The 16,403-nt window shown below is 64.3% G+C and carries 13 protein-coding genes; all 13 read right to left on the minus strand.

Annotated elements, in window-relative coordinates; translation table 11 throughout:
• Positions 1-432: 432 nt before the first annotated feature.
• A complete protein-coding gene (locus DY023_RS02750) occupies positions 433-1,506 on the minus strand; it encodes an acyltransferase (RefSeq protein WP_116240822.1) in 1,074 nt (357 codons plus the stop codon).
• Positions 1,507-1,564: 58 nt separating this feature from the next.
• Positions 1,565-3,694: a glycosyltransferase gene (locus DY023_RS02755; protein WP_116240823.1), complete on the minus strand. Its 2,130-nt coding sequence runs from the start codon at positions 3,692-3,694 to the stop codon at positions 1,565-1,567.
• A 330-nt stretch (positions 3,695-4,024) separates the two neighbouring features.
• Positions 4,025-4,765: a hypothetical protein gene (locus tag DY023_RS02760; protein ID WP_147303247.1), complete on the minus strand. Its 741-nt coding sequence runs from the start codon at positions 4,763-4,765 to the stop codon at positions 4,025-4,027.
• Between the two features lie 226 nt (positions 4,766-4,991).
• Positions 4,992-6,164: a glycosyltransferase gene (locus DY023_RS02765; protein ID WP_147303248.1), complete on the minus strand. Its 1,173-nt coding sequence runs from the start codon at positions 6,162-6,164 to the stop codon at positions 4,992-4,994.
• A 47-nt stretch (positions 6,165-6,211) separates the two neighbouring features.
• Positions 6,212-7,360, minus strand: coding sequence for a glycosyltransferase family protein (locus DY023_RS02770; protein WP_116240826.1), 1,149 nt, complete (start codon positions 7,358-7,360; stop codon positions 6,212-6,214).
• Complete coding sequence (locus DY023_RS02775; protein WP_116240827.1) at positions 7,357-8,496, minus strand: glycosyltransferase; 1,140 nt, start codon at positions 8,494-8,496, stop codon at positions 7,357-7,359. The genes DY023_RS02770 and DY023_RS02775 overlap by 4 nt, the downstream gene beginning before the upstream one ends.
• Positions 8,493-9,566 (minus strand): glycosyltransferase, encoded by a 1,074-nt coding sequence (locus DY023_RS02780; protein ID WP_181905698.1) that lies wholly within the window; start codon positions 9,564-9,566, stop codon positions 8,493-8,495. Before DY023_RS02780 ends, DY023_RS02775 begins: the two co-directional genes overlap by 4 nt.
• An 11-nt stretch (positions 9,567-9,577) precedes the next feature.
• On the minus strand, positions 9,578-11,377 hold the full coding sequence (locus DY023_RS02785) for an ABC transporter ATP-binding protein (RefSeq protein WP_116240829.1): 1,800 nt from the start codon (positions 11,375-11,377) through the stop codon (positions 9,578-9,580).
• Positions 11,378-11,401: 24 nt separating this feature from the next.
• Positions 11,402-12,613: a glycosyltransferase family protein gene (locus DY023_RS02790; protein WP_116240830.1), complete on the minus strand. Its 1,212-nt coding sequence runs from the start codon at positions 12,611-12,613 to the stop codon at positions 11,402-11,404.
• A complete protein-coding gene (locus tag DY023_RS02795) occupies positions 12,610-13,680 on the minus strand; it encodes an acyltransferase (protein ID WP_116240831.1) in 1,071 nt (356 codons plus the stop codon). Before DY023_RS02795 ends, DY023_RS02790 begins: the two co-directional genes overlap by 4 nt.
• Complete coding sequence (locus DY023_RS02800) at positions 13,677-14,663, minus strand: Gfo/Idh/MocA family protein (RefSeq protein WP_181905705.1); 987 nt, start codon at positions 14,661-14,663, stop codon at positions 13,677-13,679. The genes DY023_RS02795 and DY023_RS02800 overlap by 4 nt, the downstream gene beginning before the upstream one ends.
• Complete coding sequence (locus DY023_RS02805) at positions 14,660-15,757, minus strand: DegT/DnrJ/EryC1/StrS family aminotransferase (RefSeq protein WP_116240833.1); 1,098 nt, start codon at positions 15,755-15,757, stop codon at positions 14,660-14,662. The genes DY023_RS02800 and DY023_RS02805 overlap by 4 nt, the downstream gene beginning before the upstream one ends.
• Positions 15,754-16,365, minus strand: coding sequence for an acyltransferase (locus tag DY023_RS02810; RefSeq protein WP_245958561.1), 612 nt, complete (start codon positions 16,363-16,365; stop codon positions 15,754-15,756). Before DY023_RS02810 ends, DY023_RS02805 begins: the two co-directional genes overlap by 4 nt.
• Positions 16,366-16,403 lie beyond the last annotated feature (38 nt).

Genomic DNA, 16,403 nt, shown 5'->3' on the forward strand with positions numbered 1-16,403 from the left:
GTCAAGACCGAACTCGCACGACTCAAGCCACAACGCATCGTCATCCTCGGCGGCACCGGCTCGATCTCCGACAACGCCAAGACACAAGCCGACGCCTTTGTCCGGTAGATACTGAGGCGGCTCATTCCACACAGAACGGGCCGCCTCAATGGTGCGGTGATCCTTCAGCCGATACTACAAACCGTCAGGCTCACCGCCCCCATCAACCCTGATGAGCCGCACCAGGCTCTGTACCGTTTCCATGCGGGAAGCGACCCTCGAGTCCCTGTCGCCCCGGGTCCGGTGACGACCGCGACGCAAGTCGAGATCCCGACTGACTTTCGCGTTACCTTTCCATATCTCCGTGAGTCGGCGTCGGCGCCGACACAAGGATCCCCGGAGGTCTAGATCGTGACGTCGTGGTCACCGTCGCCAAAACGTACTCCAGCCCCGTCACACCAGCCGTCGCAGGTACGGCACCCGCCGCAGCCCGAAGATGATCGCGAAGGACAGCACGACGACGAGCACCCACTCCAGGATGGTGAGCGGCAGCGAAGAGTCGGCCGCGGCGAACAGCGGGAGACGACGCAGCACGAGCATGATCGCGAAGTGCACCAGGAAGACGCCGAAGGCGCTGTCGGACAGCTCCCGTAGCACCCAGCTCCCGCGCTCCCCCGGAATCCAACCGGCGAGAAGGCTGTTCGCGCACACGAAGACGCCGATCGAAGCCACACCCACGAAGGGCCCGAAATAACTCACAGGAGCGAACGCATCGAGGTAGGCCAAATGCGGGCGCATCCCGTACTGAAGGATGGGAACGGCGAGCGCGACGACGGTGACGAGGATGCCCAATCCGAGCCGCCACCCGCGGAGCACGAGATCACGCAGCGCCCAGCCCGCCAGAAAGTACCCAGCGTAGGGCAGCCATTGCGTTGCCGCCAACAGGGTCAACGGACGAGGATCTCCCATCGCGGTCAGCAGGCTCGACGACGATCCCGTGAGCACCGTCGCGACAAGAACAGTCATCGCAAAGATCACGGAACGACCACGTCCTCCATCCTTCAAGAATGCAGCGAGCACAGGCGCGACCGCGTACAACCCCACGATGAGCCAGAGGAAGTAAAGGTGCGTATAAGGTCGCCCTTCGAGGAGGAACCTGATGATGTCGGCGCGACTGATCGGCGCAGCGGTCAGCCCGGTACGAATGAGAAGGAAGTAAAAGAGCGACCAGAACACGACTGCCGGGGCCAGCCGCAGCAGCCTCCTCCGATAGAAGGACTGCGGCCCCTGTGCGAACTGCCGCGGCTCGAGGATCAGTGCTCCCGAGATCATGACGAACACTGGCACAACCCAGACGAAACCGATGTCCACGACGACCGCGCCCCACCACCCGGCACTCCCCCGCAGGTCGGCGTTGCCCACCACACCGGCGAAGACATGGATCGCCGCGACGCCGAGGACCGCGAGCACTCGGGTGACATCAAGCGACCAGCGACGCGTCATCGTCGTCGAAGCATTCGCGTCCATCAGACCATGCTATTGCCGGAACCGCAACCAACGTTCACGACATGGTTCACGCATCGCATCACCGATACCGAGCGAGCAGGCTGGCAACGATGAATCTCAAAGGCGCGTCGCGCGCGAACATCACCGTCATCTTCCTCGTCATCAATGCCGACGGCGTGGCGAACCGACGGCGGCGGCGCGACAGTTCATCGACCATACGGTCCGTCGCGACGAGGCTGGCGAGGGCTTCCACCAGGTCCCGATCAGCCCGGGATAGAAGGTCGATCGCCTCCGGGGCGAACTCCCGGAGGGCGGCAACGAGGCCGACGAGCCACTCTCTATCCGATGGACCCCACTCCTCGATTCGTTGATGTGCGGCGCCGAACACCGTCACCCTCCACAGTTTGACGGCGATCGCCGTGCGATCCCGGGCGGGAAGCGCCAGCATCCCCGGGTCGTCGATCAGGAGTTCGACGGCCCGTAGCTCGTCTGCCAATGGCCTCGTACTGAAAGTCACTCTGCCGTCACCATCGTGGATGATGTACTCATCCCCGGCGACATGGCGGCTGATCACGGCGCCGCTAAACCAGATCCTGATGCTGAATGCAAGATCCTCCCCGGTGGCCAGGCCAGGAGTGAAACGCAGATCACCGAACCGCTCTCGGTTGAAGATCCCGAGTGGCGCCGTCCGGTACGCCAAGCGATCCTTCGCGCCTTGCAGACGGCGATGGCGCAACGTGGGCGGCGTCGGCACCCGGAGGCCGCGCGCGTGCCTCACCGGCGCAATCACCGCGTCGGCCCTGTCGCGCATCGCGGTGCGCCGCCACGCGTCAATCGCTCCAGGTGCCAGCTCGTCATCGGATCCCATCACCGCGAGGAAGCGCCCGGTCGCCGACTCGAGACCCCGGTTGAACGGGCCCGCAGGGCTTCGGATCCCATCGCGGAAGTCGATGTACTCGGCGCGTGCGTCGTCTACGGCTGCGGCTTCCCTGATCGCCCCGGGCTCGACCCCGTGGCAGACCACGATCACTCGGGCCACCGACTTCGACGTCAGGGCCGATTGCACGGCTCGGTCGATCCGCCGTCCGGAATCGTGAACGGCGATCACCACGTCCACATCGGGACCGGAGCTGTCCGCCGCGACGCGTTCATACGCGGCCGCATAGGCGGTTCTCCGCGTGTCCTCGTCGAATCGCGCCGTCGTCGCCGCCGCGATCTCCACGGCGGAACGACCAGCATTCAGCCCGAGCACACGCTGCACCGCATCTGCATAGGCCTCCGGCGTCTGCAGCTGCACGAGCACACCGTCCGGCTCCGCTACAAACGCTGCCTGTTCTCCATCTGCGCCGACCACCACCGGTCGCCCTGCGACCAGCGCCTCGGCGATTGCCACACCGAACGTCTCCATCGTGGTGGGCAGCAGGAACGCATCCGCCTCGGCGAGGACGTCTCCGACGGCCTCCGGCGCGATTCTGCCGAGGAACTGGACTCTGTCCTCGACTTCCAACTGCACAGCGAGTGCGGCCAGTTCGTCACGCATGGGGCCGTCGCCTGCCCAGACCAACCGAACGTCCTCACCGCGGTCGCGCAGGAGTGCGAGCGCGCGGATCGCCACGTCCGGCCCTTTCCGCGGTACGAGGCCACCGACGGACGCCAGGATCGTCGGAGTGCCGCGCGGTCGCTCATGCAACTTTGCTGGACGTTCGACGGAGTTCGGGATGACGACCGTCGGACCGACGCGGCTCCGTTTGATCGCCTCCGCAAGCCTCTGTCCGACAGCGATCACGAGGTCCGGTCGTCGGATCAATCTCATCGTCAACGGGATGGCAGCGCGCGCAGCGATGCCCACCGTCGAGGGAGCCAGCAGCGCGGACCAATGCTCCGTATGCACCCAAGGTCGTCCCGGGTTCACGAACAGGAAGGGCAGCAGCGTCGAAGGCGCCATTGAATGCACGAGATCCGCCTCGCGGGAACGCTCTGCGATCGCGCGGGCCGCGCGCCGTACGCTGATCGGGTTAGCCGGTGACATGGGCACGGTCAACAGAGCGGTGCGATCTCCAGGAAGAGGTAACGTCTCTCCACCGGGCGTCAGGTGCAGTACCTCCACGTCGTGGTCACGACAGAGCAGTTCAATGTCCCGAACGATGAACGACCCCGCATCGGGCTGTTCCTTGGTCGGCAGCCACGTGGTCACCACAAGCACCTTCACAGTTCGACGCTATCAGTGCTCACTGTTCCGTCATGCATCAGGAACATCGGACCTTGCGCCCCGGAACCGGGCATCAGTCGGGGTCTCATGTCGGACGTGGTGCGCGGCTCCACTCTCACCATCCGAGCCCGTGCCGAGGGACAGCGCCGCCCGACGCGTCGTCACCCAGGTGGGTTCCGTCATGGCGGGATTCTTACCGGTTGATGTTGCTCATCAGGATCCGCCGTCCCCGGTGTTCTCGCTCGGGCGGTAGCCCTCACCGTGTCCGGTCTGCAGCAGGAGCTTCCGTTCCTGCTGCAGACTACAGCGGGTCTCCGTTGTCAACCGGTACTACGAGCAGTCCGTTCGCTCCCAATAGCCGTTTGCCGTCGACAGGGGCAACACGGTCATGGGAGCTTCGGAAGCTGTCTCGATTGCGGAGAGTGTGGTGAGACCATCCATGTAACCGTCTTCGTACACATCAAGCCCTGGCAACGACAGCGCTCCGTCATCGGAAACTACCCCAATCAGGGCCCCATTCCGGGCGACCGGGTACGCGTCCGACGGTTCAAGTCGGCCAGGCGCTTCGAGGACGGCGAAGATCCGTTGCCCCGGGAGTCCCCTGAGGATCACCGCCGGATCTGTCGCTCCGTCGAGCCACAACACGACCTTGATCTCCGAGGGCATGTCGGCCTCGGAATCGAAGTCATTCAGTACCTCGACGCTCAGCACAACGGTTCGCCAGTACGCCGTCTTGTCCTCGAACCCGAGGATCTCGCGCTCCACAGTGTCGTCACCACCGACACTCTCACGGTGGCCTGAACCAGGCCGAGCACCACTAACCATGCCATCGATGGTCGCCTCGAAGATCCGCTGTCCGGGCTCACCGTCCCACGCGATGGCGAAGTTGGGTAGCGTTTCGCTGAGCGTACAGTCCAAGAAGTGCGCATCCCCGACACTCCCTTGGCCCGCGAGTGCCTCATTGAGGCGCTCAATGTCAATGACGGACGCGCGGGACTGCGACTCAGCTACAGCGTTTGGCCGCAGCGCGTCAACTGCGGCGATGCCGACCACGAGTCCTGTGACGGCCACGACCGAAGCGAAGATCACACGTGACCTTCGCATGGCCATTCCTTTCGATAGGCCGCATTCAGGTGAGCCCAATCGTGACTGTGACAATACGCCGAGGCCTCCGGGTAGGCGACACTCATCGAAGCTGAGCCCGAGTCGGTCGGCACGGTGGTCGTCCAAGGCAATTCAGGCCACAGTATCTCGCGAAATCCCACAAAAGACCGCAACATCGGTGTGAGCATCGCCCTCAGCGTCCTGCCGTACTCACCAGGCCCGCTGCATAGGCCCCTGTGCGTCGCGCGTCGTACTCCCGTTCCCAGAGTTCCCGTGGCGTGTACGTACCCTCGTCTGCATTCAGCACCGCAAGCAGGCTCTCGGCGATCTCCTTCGGCGAGGGGTCGGCGCCGAGGAGCTCCCCTGTTCGCAGCTGCGGTCCCACGATCTCGGGAGTGCCGCCGACGGCAGTGGCGACAGTCGGGATGCCGTAAGAGATCGCTTCCATGATGCTCACCGGGACGCCTTCGGTGGTGCTGGCGTTGACGAAGACGTCGACGCGCTCGCGAGCGTAGAAGTCGAGCACGTCCGCGTTGTCCACGTGCCCCCTTAGCTCGATCGTCACACCCTCCGGCGCTCCGCGGACCGCTTCCTGTATCTCGGCGAGAAGCGGGCCACCGCCGAAGTGCACCCAGCGCACGGGACGCGCGCCCTCGAGATCCGATAGAAGACACACTGCCTCAAGAATCAGACCGACGCGCTTGAGCTCGCTCACAGAGGAACAGGACACGATCGTCCAGAACGGGTTCGATGGGTGCCTCGGGGCACGTTCTGGTCCATACACACCCAGTCGGCTGAGCGCGATCTTCCCCCGTGACTGACGATAGTTGCGCCTGAGATACTGCGAACCATCCTCAGAGATCGTCAGCACCCGATCGGCACGGCGGTACATGAACGGGCGGAACGGCAGGTAACCGCTCGACATCCTCTCCTCATAGAGGTCGTAACCGTGCGTGCGGGTGACCCGTGCACGAATGCCTCGCAACCAGGGAACACCGAGGCCACCTCCCATCGCCCAGAAGCCGTAGGCGACGACGTCGTCAGCACCGGCGATCGCTTCGCGAACAGCTGTGCGGTGAGCCTGAGTGATTCCCACCTTAGAACTGAGCACGAACAGGACGGGGTGTCGGAAGAGGCGCCCGGATCGCAGTTCCTCCCAGGCCGCGACGAGGAACAACCAGGCAGGCCCCCATTCCAAGAGGCGTCGTGGCGCGTCCTCGGGTGCGGGCTCGAAGAGGTTTCCTCCGTAACGAACGCCGTCGGGCAACTCGACCATTCCCGCTGACGTGTCCCGAGCATGGCAGAAGACGACGACGTCGTCGAAGAGCGCGACGAGGTCATCGATCTCTTTCTGCACGAACACCACGTCGCCCGTGCGGTACGGGTACTCGTTCGTGAACAGCAACAGCCGAGTCACGGCTGCTCTCCTCTCGCCTGCACCGACAACAGGCGATCGATCGCCCGGGCCCAGACTTCGGTCTCCGACTCGCCCGAGAGCTCGGGCGCGGCAGCGTCTGCAGCTTGCTTCCAGGTCGCAACCAAGCCGGCTGAGAGAGTGTTCAGCACCCGCGTCAGGGCATCAGCACTGAACTCTTCCGCTACGGCGCCGAAGCCACGTGCGTCGAGTACTCTCGCCATCTCCGGCGATGGCCCGATGACGACTCCTAGGCGCGCCTGCACGAAGTCGAAGAACTTATTGGGCAACGCCCACCGGTAGTTGAAGTTGACGGGTGGCAGCAGGAACACGCCTACGTCATATCTGTTCAGAGTACGAATCAACTGGTCGTACGGCACAGGGTCGTGCACGCGGACGCGTCCATCGGTGGTGGCCGCGAAGCTCTTGAGCTCAACCAGGTGAGTCGGGTCGTTCGGGGTCAGGAAGAAGTCGAGGGTGACATCGACGTCCGTGGCCATAGCCGCCTTCGCCATCAGCATCAGATTCCGGTCGCGCAGACAGGCACCGCTGTGGACCAAGCGAATCGGATTCGACACGGTCGTCGCTTCGAGAGCATGATAGGGCGCAGCGTTGGTTACCACTTCGGCTCTGATGCCGTACACCCGTTGGTACTCGTCGGCGATCCCCTGGCCCAGCGTGGTGACGCTGTCCGCCCGCAAGACGAACTCGCGGCACATCCAGCGCACGAACGGTGCGACGAACAGCCGCCATTTCAGCACGTCCTCCTTCTGGCGTGGCGCGTACTCATGCAAATCGACATGCACGCCCTGTTCTGAGTGCTGTGCAAGCGCAAGGCCGACAGCATCCACATCGTTCGCGAGAACAACGTCCCATCGACTGTCCTTCAGCGCCGCCGAGGCGAAAGCGATCGCTGCATTGTTCCAGTAAGCCCAGCGGTAGCGACGCAGCATCACCGCAGCACGATCGTATCGCCAGATCGGCAGGGTGTCAGGAACTCTGATGTGAGATACGACACCGTCCGGCGCGGGGCCGTACCCGAGAGTGTGCACATCGAGGTCGTCGCGGAACCGTCGCACCTGCTTCAGCACCCGTGCATCAGCCACGATCGTCGAGAACGACACGATGAGCAGCCGAGGTCTGGTCACCGACGCTTCCTCGTCATCAGATCAGCGACGATCCGGTCCCACTTCTCCACCTGACGTTCTCCGGCAAGTTCAGCAGCGCTCGCCTCGGCGTTGCGCTTGTACTCCGTGACACTCTCGACCGTCAGCGCCTCGATCACGCCCCGCAATGAGTCCACCGTGAAGTCGTCTGATACGGCTCCGAGACCGTGATCCCTCACGTATGCCGCCATCTCCGGTGAGGGGCCGACGACGATACCCAGTCGAGCCTGGACGAAGTCGAACAACTTGTTGGGAAGCGCATGACGATAGTTGAACGTCAACGGAGGCAACATGAAGACGCCGACGTCGTACTGATTGAGTGTGGTGACCAGCTCCTCATAGGGAACTGGATCAAGGACGCGCACACGATCGGTCGTGGCGGCGAACGCTTTGAGCTCCTCCATGTATGCCGGGTGGTTTGCTGTCAGGTAGAAGTCCAGCGTGACATCTGCATCGGCAGTGGCCACCGCTTCGGCCATGAGATGCAGCTGTCGGTTGACGAGGCCTGCGCCACTGTGAACCAGACGGATCGGACGCGAGACGGGGGTGGGCTGCAATTCATGGAACGGCGTGGCGTTGCTGACCAGCGCTGCCTGGAAACCGAAGTTCCGCTCGTATTCTGCTGCCAGCCCTTCACTGACCGTCGTCCACGCATCCGCCTTGGTGACGTACCGTCGCACCACCCACTCGAACCACGGTGTGATCTTCTCGAACCAAGCAGGATTGTCGTCGTGAAGTCGCGGGCTGTACTCGTGAAGATCAGCCAACACGCCGTGCTTCGGCTTCAGTTTCACAGCGACGGGCACGGCCTCGACATCGTTCGCGATGATGACGTCGAATTTGCGGCCCTTCAGCGCCGCCTTGGACCATTTCACCGCCGAGATCCCCCAGTACGCAGAGCGATACCGTTTGAGCAGCACCAGCTTTCCGTCTCGGTCGTCGTAACGTACGTCGCGTGGCATGGAGATGTGCTCGATGACACCCGCGGGTGAGTCACCGTACCCAAGAGTGGTGACATCGTAGTCGCGGGTGAAGCGTGCCACCTGCTTGAGCACCCTGGCATCGCCGATGATCGGTGAGAAAGACAGAATGAGCATGGTCGGGCGAGTGGTGGTCACATCTTTCTCCCTCGTTCACGTTTGCAGTAGTACAAGACATAGCGCCGCAGCGTGGATTCTCGAGCGAAGCTGTGGACCAGGTCAGGCGTGAACCACCGCCCCCAGCGCCCTGCCCGCTGGGCGCGTCGCACATCGGCGACCATTCGCGCGCTCGTGGGCTCATCGAGCAGTCCGTCCAGCACCCATCGGTCACGACGGTTGAACGGACTCAGAGCGCGTGGCGCCTCCTGCAGAAGCCGACGCAGCAAAGCGGCGACCTCCGCGACGTCCCCGTCCGGGGGATTCGTGTCGACCACGGCCTGGGCAGTGCCCACGATGCTGACCCGGATGAGCTTGATCGCCAGCGCCTGTCGGTATGCGGGTGAGAGCGCCGCAAATACGCCGTCCTGGAACAAGCGCGTGATCGGCTCGAACCTCTCTGTCATCGTCATCGTGGACTCCGTGGTGCGCTGACGCGCGTCCTCGCCGATGACGTAGCTCCCCATGCCACCGAGGAAATCGATCCGTCCGCCATGGGCCCAGAGCCGAATGCCGAAGTCGAAGTCCTCGCCGACTCGCATCCCCTCGACCATACGCAGTCCGAGCGCGCGCATCCGCTCGGTCCGGATGAGGCCCAGCGGCGCCGTTCGGTAGAAGAGGCGGTCCTTCGCCGCGTCCAGACGCACTCGTCGTCCAAGCCGCACCAGCGGGTTCGGCATGATGGTATGGCTCTGCCGGCGGATCTGCGCGATTGCGGCGTCGGGGCGTTCGGCGTCGACATGAGCGATCCAGCGGCTCATCACACCCGGCTCGAGAAAGTCGTCCGATCCCATCACGCCGCAGTATTCCGCCTCGACGGAATCGAGTCCCCGATTGAAGGGGCCCGCCGCGCTGCGGATATCGTCGCGGAAGGGTACGACGCGAACATCGCCCGGAATCTCCGCCAGACGACTCGCAAGGCTCGACGCATCGATGCCGTGCGCGACGACGGTCACGCGTACTCGGTCGCGCACATCATCATCGGCCAGCACCGAGGAGACAGCTCGCTCAATCGGGCGACTCTCGTCATGACAAGCGATGACGATCTCCACAAAGGGTGCGCTCACGCGAGCCCCGCGAGTTGAGCTTGCTCGGCGAAGTTCGGTACTCGTGCGACGAGTTCGTCGAAGGTCCCGCGGTCGGCTATGGTCCCGTCCTGCATGAAACACACCAGATCGCTGTCCCGAATGGTGGACAACCTGTGCGCGACCGACACGATCGTCACCTCGCCCTTGAGTCCACGGATCGCCTCGGTGACCTTGGATTCCGTCTTCGTGTCCAGGGCGCTGGTCGCTTCATCGAGCACGAGGACGAGCGGATCACTATACAAAGCACGGGCAATGCCAAGCCGCTGACGCTGTCCGCCCGACAGGGACATTCCCCTCTCCCCGATGCGATCCCGCATGCCGCCTTCGCGCTGTTCGATCGTCTCCCACAGCTGCGCCCGCTCGAGTGCCGCTCGCACCTTGTCGAAATCGATCTCCGAGTCGTCCCACGCGAGCGCCACGTTCTGAGCGACCGTGCCATCGAACAACGACACATCCTGAGGTACATAACCGACTCGTTCTCGCCAGGCCGCGAGCACGTCGTTGAGGTCCTGTCCATCGAGAGCAATCGTGCCTTGTTGGGGAACCAGCAGACCAAGAAGCACATCGACCAGCGTCGACTTTCCGGCGCCGGAGGATCCGACAAGTGCCAGCGAACTTCCGATGGGTATCGTCAGGTCGATGCTGTGCAAAGCAGGGGTGTCTTCATGCTTGGGATAGCCGAAGGAGACGCCGGATAGCGTGAGCGTCTTCGGCGATCCGTCGATCGGCTCCTGTCCCAACTTTTCGGCGACCTCGAGGTACTTTTCGGAGACCTGAAGATCGAAGATGACGGCCTGCACGTGCGGAACGTTCGCCGTGGTCCTTGTCACGATCGACTGGAAACCGGTGAGGGAAGGTACCAGACGGAACCCCGCGACTGCGAACAACGCCACGGCTGCCAGGGCTTCCTGCATCCCGCTCTCTCCGGCGCCACCGGCGACGTATGCCACCCCGCCGACCAGGACGAAGCCGCCGACGAGCGCCGCGTTCAGAACGAAGCCGGGGACCGATCCGAGGAAGTTCAGATTGGCGCGAGCCCTCGTGCTGAATGCGCGGTTGTACTGGACGATCTCCGCGACCTCACCGGTCTTGTTGCGGAGCGTGATCTCCTTGAGCGCCTGCATCATCTCAGTCATCAGCGTCGCGACCTTGAATGAGTAGTCTCGCGACACGCGACCGGCCTGGACGCTGCGACCGGAGACGACCCAGTACAGCAGCGCCATGATCAGTCCCAAGTAGACGACGGTGATCACCGCCGTCACTGGCTGCGCCACCACGATGATGCCGAGAATCAGCACGAAACTCACGATGAGACTCGGAAGTTGCACGATCGGAAGCAGGAATCCGCTCACCGCATTCGCGATTCCGACGTCGGCGATTCGGACGATCTGCGCGGTGTTCCTCCCCAGCCGATACGTCCAGGGCGCCTTGATGTACGCGTCGAAGAGCTGGCGACCGATCTCCAGCTCGAAGTCCGCGAACCGACGCGTCGCAAACCACTGCTGCAGCAGCGCGAGCACTGACTTGACCAGGATCAGCAAAGCGACCACACCGATCAACCAGATGTACGAGCCAGCACTGATCTCGCCGATGATGGGTAGATTGATCGGCGCCCTGGCGATCATCGGCGCCAGGCTCAATGCCAGCAGCATGATCGCCGCGATGTCCAGTACCGTCAGCAGGCAGGAGATGACGATGTAGCGAACGAGATAGGCTCGCGCGTCGGCGGGCAGGTAGCCCATGAGCTCGTTATACGACTTCGTGACGAGTTTCATAGACGCCACCCGACCCGGCTCAGATCAATGCACACGTGTCGATTCTCCCACAGGAGGCGGGACGCCTACTCCGAGGAACGGCGCGAGCACATCGCGCGCCCGTCGTCCGTCGTGCACATCTGCAACGAACGCCGGTCCCCGAGCGGCGACTGCACGTGCCTGTTCCCGATCGTCCAGAATTGCCCGCAGCACACGTTCCAGGTCGGCGGCACGAGCCTCGACCACGGGCAGTTCGTGTCCCGTCACCGCGCCCACCGTCGCGCGGACCTGATCCGATACATGGCTGACGACGACGCGCCCGCCCGCCATCGCCTCGCATGCAGCAACCCCGTATATTCCCAGTGAGAACTGGTCGAGCACGATATCAGCGTCGCCATAGACTCGAGGCATCTCGACTGCGGGGATACCAACGACCTCGCGATAGTCGATGACACCCTCGGCATCCATCCGACGCAGGAGGCCCGCGATCAGGGCCGTGCCCTTGAGCCCGGCCCGACTTGGCGCGTGCACGACGACCGGGCGTTCCCGCTCCAGGACAGCACCCCCCGCGGCACTCGACCATCGCCGGTGATCAACGACTACCGGAAGCCAGCTTGCGTGAGGGACGAACGCGAGCAGGTCGGGAGTGGAGACGAAGTTCGGCAGCCCGGTGGCTGCGATAAGTTCATGATTGCGAGCAGCTATCCGCTCAAGCTGCGCCTGATCAGGGTAGGTCCCTGAAAGAAATGGCGAGTCCGGGTCCATTCGGGCATGGACGCTCGGGAGGCGGATATCGCTGCCGTGCCAAAGCAGCCCCACATGGACATCATGGAGCGCCAGGTCTCCGATGTCCTCGCGGACACCGATCCCCGGACCGAACAGTCGGCGACCCGACTCAATCAGCACGTGGGAGAAGCGCCGCACGACTGCGCGGCGCTGAGCGCGCTGCCACCGCACATTCGTTATCGCGTATGCCGTGCTGACCGATTGGTCGGCAGGGAATGAGAAGAGATCCTCATCCGCGCGAAACATCACGTTCATGGCCGCGGTCTCGGGGATCCGGGACGCAGCCTGGGCCCAGGCGTGCGCCTGGCCTGCCGAGTTCACGGGACCGATCAACAGCCGTCGCTCCGCCCGGGGCACGCTCGCAGTTCCCGCGGCACGAAATGAAGCCCGCTTCCATGGCAACAGCCGCTCAGCGATCGGGTCGGGCATCTGAGCAACCACGCGCTGCTTGAATGAGCGCTCAGAGCTCATGCCAGGTACCGTCCGATCTTCGGAATGCGATGCAGGACAGTCGCTACGAGCAGGCTCAGGATGAGGACGACCGCCGTGAGCAGCGGGACACCGATCACGACCGGGAGAACATCGGTCGTGATCCCCATGGACGCGAGGACGCTCAAGAAGAACGGGTGAACGAGATAGATCCCGAACGACGCAGCACCGATGATCATCGTCATCCGCCGCGGTCCCCGCGCGCCAGGACGCTCGGAGAATCTCTTCACAAGAAGGAACACAGCAACCGAAGCGACGAGGACGTTCGGCGTGAGGTACTCGTACAAGGTGCTGTCGGCAGCGCCGTGCCGCGCCGTCAGCCACGCGGTTCCGGCGGCCGTGATCACGACGGCGACGAAACCGGCCGAAGCGATCACCCACCCGTGCATCTCGGCGAACAACCCGTTGTGCAGAAGATGACCCAACACGAAGAACAGCGTGTAGCCCAATACCAGGTCGATCCGGGCCCTTCCGATGATCTCCGCGACGATCGGCCCGATCACCGGAAGACGATCCAGAAGCGGCACCACCGTCGACCCGATCGCCGCGAGCGAGACGAACACGATCGCGATGCTCCGCGTTGCGGTGATCGCCCGGAGGATGGGCGTGGCAACGTACAGCCACAGCAGCGCCCACAGGAACCAGAGATGGTAGTTGCCGATCAGAACCTGCTCGATCAGTTCTCGCCCCCCCCTGAACTCACCGAACACGAACGTGTTCATGAGCGCGTAGAAGGCGGACCACACGAGGAACGCGACCAGCACCCGCGGCGCACTTCGGCGCAGGAGCGACGAGTAAGTCACCGGACGCGCTGGATCGAGGAACAGCGCACCGCTGATCATGAAGAACACGGGCACGCAGAACCGGACCGCACTGTCATACGCGTTGAGGATCTGCCAGGAAGCGTCCCCGGGCACCTCCACGTACCACTGTTGAGCGGCGACATGCAGAACGACGACGCCGACGATGGCAACGACACGAAGCCGGTCGAAGTACGCAGTGCGCGGAGCTTCGACCGGCTCAGGATCCAGCCGGACGGTGTCTGTCAAAGAACGACGGCCTCCCCGACGCGCGCCGAATCCAGCGCGGCCTCGACCACGGCCAGGGTGCGCTGACCCTGCTCCATGGTCACAACATCCGTCTTCTCCCCGAGCACCGCGTCGCGGAACGCCTCGTGCTCGACTCGGAGCGGCTCACGCTTCGCGAACGCGAATCGGGTGACATCGCCCTCGGAGACCCCCCGGAAGCTCGACACCGACTCCCACTCGAGAGGGATCGTACCGTTCGCGTAGAACGTCAGGTCGCCGGTGGAGGTGTCCGCGACGAACGCCCCCTTCTCCCCCGTGACGACTGTGAGCCGCTCCTTCATCGGAGAGAGCCAGTTCACGATGTTGTTCACGATGACGCCCGACGCGGTGCGGCCAGTGATCGTGATCATGTCCTCGTGCTCGCGGCCGCTCTTGAACGCGGTCTGCGCGAAGACGCGCTCGTAGTCGGACTGCACGACCCAGGCCGTGAGGTCGACGTCGTGCGAGGCGAGGTCCTTCGCGACGCCAACGTCGGCGATGCGCGCCGGGAACGGTCCCTGACGACGCGTCGCGACCTGATACACCGCGCCGAGCTCGCCCGCCTCGATCCGCCGACGCAGCTCCTGCACTGCCGGGTTGAATCTCTCGATGTGTCCGACTGCACCGACGAGGCCCGCCTCCGCAAAGGCGTCGACCATGCGCTGGCCAGCCTCGAGGCTGTGCGCGATCGGCTTCTCGACCAGCGTGTGCACGCCTGCGGCGGCCAGCTTGAGTGCGGCGTCCTCATGGAACCGGGTCGGCACCGCGACGACGGCGATGTCGATCCCCTCTCCGATCAGTGCATCGATGTCTGGCAGCATGCTCAGATCGGCCGCGACACCGTGCGGGTCTCCACCAGGGTCGGCGATCGCGACCAGATCCACGCCGTCCACTTCACGCAGTACGCGCGCGTGATGGCGGCCCATCATCCCGACCCCGAGCAGGCCGGCGCGCAGCGCCATCAGGCGCCTGCCCCGACGACGGTGTTGACCGCGGCCACGATGCGGTCCAGATCACTCTGGGAGAGCGACGGGTGCACCGGCAAGGAGACGACCTCGCGGGCGGCGCGCTCGGTCTCCGGCAGGTCCAGCCCCGGCGCGTACGGCGCGAGCGAGGGAAGTCGGTGGTTGGGGATCGGGTAGTACACACCTGCACCGACGTTGTGCTCCGCCTTCAGTGCGGCGACGAAGCCGTCGCGGTCCTCGGGCACGCGGATCGTGTACTGGTGGTAGACGTGCACCGCACCCTCGGCGACCGGCGGCACAACCACACCCTGCAGGTTCGCGTCGAGGAAGGCCGCGTTCTGTTGGCGGGTCGTCGTCCACGCGTCGACCTTGGTCAGTTGCACCCGGCCGATTGCAGCGTGGATGTCGGTCATTCGGGCATTAAACCCGACGACCTCATTGTCGTACTGACGCTCCATACCCTGGTTGCGCAGCAGTTTCAGCATTCGCGCGATCTCGCCGTTCGCGGCCGAGACCATCCCGCCCTCACCGCTAGTCATGTTCTTCGTCGGGTACAGGCTGAACATCGCGAACTCGCCGAACGTGCCCACCGGACGCCCATCCAGCGATGCACCGTGCGCCTGTGCTGCGTCCTCGTAGAGGGCGACGCCGCGCTCGGTTGCCAACGCCTCCAGCTCCCGCAGCCGCGCCGGGTGCCCGTAAAGGTGCACTGGCAGGATGCCTTTCGTCTTCGGCGTGATCGCCGCGGCCACCGCCGCAGGATCCAATGTAAACGTCTCTGGCTCGATGTCCACAAACACCGGCGTACCGCCCGTCAGCGCGACCGAGTTGCCCGTCGCGGCGAACGTGAACGACGGCACGATGACCTCGTCACCGGCGCCCACGCCCGCGGCCAACAGACCGAGGTGCAGTCCGGCGGTGCCGCTGTTGACCGCTATGGACGGACGGCCCTGCACGAAATGCTCGGAGAACTCCGCCTCGAACGCCGCCACCTCAGGGCCCTGCGCGACCATGCCGCTGCGCATTACACGATCTACTGCGGCACGCTCCTCGTCACCGATGATCGGCTTCGCCGGGGGAATGAACTCGCTCACACTGCCTCCTTGGTCAGGATTCCATCATTCTCCACAAAGCGGTCACCACTCTGTGGGCAGATCCAGATCCCGGCGTCCTCGCCCGGCGTCAACGGCACGCCAGACTCACCGACCCAGCCGATGCGCTTCGCCGGCACGCCCGCAACGAGCGCATAGGCCGGTACGTCCTTCACAACGACCGCGCCCGCGGCAACGGTTGCCCACGCACCGATCGTCACAGGTGCGACGCAGGTCGCCCTCGCTCCGATCGCAGCGCCCTTCTCGATGGTCACGCCGACCGGCTCCCAGTCGTGCGCGCTCTTGAGGCTGCCATCGGCGTTGATCGCACGGGGATAGGTGTCGTTCGTCAGCACCACGGCCGGGCCGATGAAGACGCCGTCGCCCAGGCGTGCCGGCTCGTAGACGAGCGCGTAGTTCTGCACCTTGCAGTTGTCCCCCATCACGACGCCGGTGCCGATGTAGACACCGCGGCCGATGATGCAGTTCTCTCCGAGCTGCGCCTGCTCCCGCACTTGCGCGAGATGCCAGATCGAGGAGCCGTCACCGATGACGGCGTCGGAAGAGACGTCGGCGGAGTCGACGATGCGCACAGCAGAGGGGGTGGGCACGGGGCAGTCTCCTCGAGTCATGTGGGGGTGCAGGGCGA

Source organism: Microbacterium bovistercoris (assembly GCF_003387575.1).
Lineage (GTDB): Bacteria > Actinomycetota > Actinomycetes > Actinomycetales > Microbacteriaceae > Microbacterium > Microbacterium bovistercoris.